At 49.9% G+C, this 2,754-nt stretch carries 3 protein-coding genes; all 3 read right to left on the reverse strand.

Features of this window, described 5'->3' with window-relative positions; translation table 11 throughout:
- Positions 1 to 235, reverse strand: a 235-nt coding sequence (locus H6F80_RS00240; RefSeq protein WP_190789618.1) for an ATP-binding cassette domain-containing protein, incomplete at its 3' end; no start/stop codon positions are given.
- Positions 210 to 1,382 (reverse strand): urea ABC transporter permease subunit UrtC, encoded by a 1,173-nt coding sequence (urtC, locus tag H6F80_RS00245; RefSeq protein WP_190789619.1) that lies wholly within the window; start codon positions 1,380 to 1,382, stop codon positions 210 to 212. The genes H6F80_RS00240 and urtC, both read right to left, overlap by 26 nt.
- A gap of 31 nt (positions 1,383 to 1,413) precedes the next feature.
- Positions 1,414 to 2,574 carry an urea ABC transporter permease subunit UrtB gene (urtB, locus tag H6F80_RS00250; protein WP_190789620.1) on the reverse strand — a complete coding sequence of 387 codons (1,161 nt, stop codon included), beginning with the start codon at positions 2,572 to 2,574 and terminating at the stop codon, positions 1,414 to 1,416.
- Positions 2,575 to 2,754: the final 180 nt, after the last annotated feature.

Below are 2,754 nucleotides of genomic sequence, written 5' to 3' on the forward strand. Positions count from 1 at the left end.
GGGCAATCTGGTGTTCGGAATACGATCGCAGATTTCGCCCTTTGAATCGAACCTGCCCCTCAGTTGGCTTTACCTTCCCTGTGATGATGTCGAGGAAAGTAGTTTTACCTGCCCCATTTGGACCAATGATGACGCGCAGTTCACCTGTATCCATTGAAAAGTTGAGGCGGTTGAGAGCCTTGAAGCCGTCAAAGCTTACCGTCAAGTTTTCAATCTCCAAAATTTTGGCGTTCATGTTCAACCTCTGGATCTTGCTCCAAGCTGGGATATGTTACGGAACGTTTGTGCTGACCGAACCACTGACGAAATAGATTCATGCCTTCGGTGCGTATCCAACCGACGACACCATTCGGGAGAACCATTACCACAATCAGGAACAAGCCGCCCTGAAAGAATAGCCAGATATCGGGGAACCGCTCACTGAGAAGACTTTTAGCGAAGTTAACGACGATCGCCCCCAAGATTGCCCCAATTAGCGTGGCACGCCCCCCGACTGCAACCCAAATCACCATTTCGATCGAAAAAGCAATATTCATCGAGTTGGGTGAAACAATCTCGCTTTGTAGCGTGTAAAACGCTCCTGCAACCCCTGCTAGCATCGCCGAGATCACAAAGACCAGAAGCTTGAAGGTTGTAGGATTGTAGCCTGTAAATCGGGCACGGCTTTCATCATCGCGGATTGCTATTAGCATTCGTCCAAATCTGCCACTCGTTAGCCAGCGACAGAGAGCGTAGGCAATTACCAGGAAGAGGATAGTGAGAATATAGAAGGTATACCGAGTTTCCGGCGCATTGACCTTTGCACCTAGAAAGGTTTGAAAATCGGTTAGACCATTTGTGCCGTTAAATAGTTTTTGCTGACCATTGAAGAAGTTGAAAAAGATAATGGTCATTGCCTGCGTCAGAATCGAGAAGTAGACTCCGCGAATCCGATTGCGAAAGAAGAGGTAGCCCAGAATTGCTGCCAGGATACCCGGAATAACTACCACTGCTAAGGCAGTAAAGCCGAATGAATAAAAGGGTTTCCAGAACCAGGGCAACTCGGTCACGCCATAAAGGGACATGAATTCAGGAAGCGGGCTGCTTGCCGTGGGTGGAATTTGCAGCTTTAAGTGCATTGCCAGCGCGTAGCCGCCGAGCGTAAAGAATACGCCATGCCCCAAACTGAGCAATCCCGTGAATCCCCAAATTAGATCGATGCCCAGCGCGACAATCGCCAGTGCAAGGAAACGCCCCATCAAACTCAAACGAAAAACGGACAAAACCGCCGGAACTAGGAAGATCAGCAGCAGCACGACGACTGCTACGATTCCGGCTTCGATTAAAAGCGATCGCCGTTTTGTCCAATCAATTTTGTGTTGTTCAATCGCCTGTGCCGTCATTTTATTCTCCCAATGCTCCCTTGAAGGTCAGTTAAGCGTCCACCGTGCGTCCCTTCTGCGGAAACAAACCAGCAGGACGGTATTGCAAGAAAACGACGATCAGGAAAAAGACCATTACTTTTGCCATGCTGGTCGTTGCAAAGAAGGTGAAGAAGTCTGACAGAGGTTTGACAGGCGTGAGCAGCATTGCCAGCACCCCTGAACCCAGCACATAGTCTAAAACGCCCAGCACTAGCGCACCTGCGATCGTCCCTACCAATTTGCCAACGCCACCTACCACCACCACCATAAAGGTGTTCACAATATAGTTTTGTCCGGTGTTCGGACCGACTGATCCCAGTAAGCTGACTGCACAGCCCGCAATTCCAGCCAAACCAGATCCCAGTGCAAATGTGAGCGCATCAACCTTTTGGGTTGGAATTCCCAGACAAGCACTCATGTTGCGATTTTGGGTCACCGATCGAATTCGTAGACCCCAGGGCGTTTTTTGCAAGAACCAGTAAATGCCAAGCACGCAAACGATCGTCAGCGCCATAATGAACATGCGCGTGTAGGGAAGCTGGTAGTTACCGATAGGTAAACCGCCGAGCAGCCATTTGGGAGCCGTTACATCTACGTTTTGCGCTCCAAACCAAGGTTTGGTTATGGCGAGCTGGTAAGTTTGACTCAGCAGTGATCCAACTGCTCCAGTAATGCCAAGCGCGAGAGGAAGCAGAATCGCGATCGCCCCAGTCCGAATCCGTTGAAAATCAGGTCGTCGCTTCAAGAGCCAGAGTCCGCCAAAAAACAGCAGCGAAAACAGCAGCAGACCCACAATCATTACCCAGTTCACGCTACGGACAAACTGCTGCAAAATCAAACTCACACCCCAGGTTGCCAGCAGGGTTTCGAGTGGTCGCCCGTAGAGAAAGCGAATTACACCTCGCTCCAGCAATAGCCCCACCAAGGCCGCCACCAGAAATGCCATGATCAGGGCAACAAAAATATAGCCGCCTTGCCAGGGCTCGCCTAATGTCTTGAAGCCGTTTTGCACGACATAAGTGGTATAGGCACCCAGCATCATCAGTTCGCCATGCGCCATATTAATTACGCCCATCAAGCCAAAGACGATCGCCAGTCCCAGCGATGCCAGCAGCAAGATAGAGCCAATACTAAGACCGCTGAACAGTCCGTCAAGAATTCCTGTAAACAAGTGCTTACCTCCGGGTCGAGCGGACAAGGAACGTATATGAAATTAAATAGAGATGGAATCGAGCAGACATTGAACAGACAAGCATTGAATAGAAACAAGCATTGAACAGCCAATGATGGACTAGACAGAAAACCTCGATCGAAGCCGCAGGTCTGCCGTCTAAGTCCATGCTGGAGTTTT

This window comes from Leptolyngbya sp. FACHB-711 (genome assembly GCF_014695615.1).
Taxonomy (GTDB): domain Bacteria; phylum Cyanobacteriota; class Cyanobacteriia; order Elainellales; family Elainellaceae; genus Leptolyngbya_A.

Bases quoted from the DNA above. Each gene is read 5' to 3' on its own strand.
- urtC (WP_190789619.1), bottom strand. From the start codon at position 1,382: ATGACGGCACAGGCGATTGAACAACACAAAATTGATTGGACAAAACGG.